The sequence below is a fragment of the Blastococcus sp. SYSU DS0669 genome, assembly GCF_054050895.1.
This window is the reverse complement of sequence record NZ_JBJHAE010000050.1, coordinates 1-684: the sequence shown is the minus strand read 5'-3', so window position 1 is coordinate 684 and position 684 is coordinate 1. Positions and strand designations below refer to the sequence as shown.

The following is a 684-nucleotide window of genomic DNA, read 5'->3' as shown; positions in this document are numbered from 1 at the left end:
CGGTGACGATGATCCGGCGGAAACCGGCGGTCTCCGCGGGCTCGCTGCCGTCGAAGAACTGCAGGACGTTCATGTCCTCGAAGTCGAAGGCCAGGCTGCCGGCCGAGCCGTTGACCTCGATGCGGATGCCGTTCTTGCGGCCGAGCGCGAAACGGGTGGCCTCGAAGACGCCGAGCGCTCCCCCCGTGAACCGCGCGAGGAAGGCGGCCGCGTCGTCGACGGTGACCTGTCCGGTCCCCGCTCCGCCCACGCCCCCGAGCTTGCCGCTCTCCGCGGGCAGCGGGCGCTCGGTCACGAAGGTCTCCAGCGCCGCGCTGACCCCGGTGAGGGTCTGGCCGGTGATGTACTGCGTCAGGTCGACGACGTGCGCCCCGATGTCACCCAGCGCGCCGGAGCCGGCCTTGTCCTTCTCCAGCCGCCACGACATCGGTGCCGACGGGTCGGCGATCCAGTCCTGCAGGTACTGCGCGCGGACGTGCCGGACCTCCCCGATCCGGCCCTCGGCCACCAGCTTGCGGGCCAGCCCGATGGCGGGCACCCGCCGGTAGGTGAAGCCCACCATCGACCGCACGCCGCGGGTCGCCGCCTTCGCCGCGGCCTCGGCCATCGCCTCGGCCTCGGCGACGGTGTTGGCCAGCGGCTTCTCGCACAGGACGTGCTTTCCGGCCTCGAGTGCGGCGATCG

1 protein-coding gene is annotated in these 684 nt (G+C 72.5%); it reads right to left on the bottom strand.

The features are described 5' to 3' along the window. On the bottom strand, positions 1 to 684 hold a 684-nt coding region (locus ACI792_RS20870; protein WP_456604270.1), incomplete at both ends, for a Gfo/Idh/MocA family protein.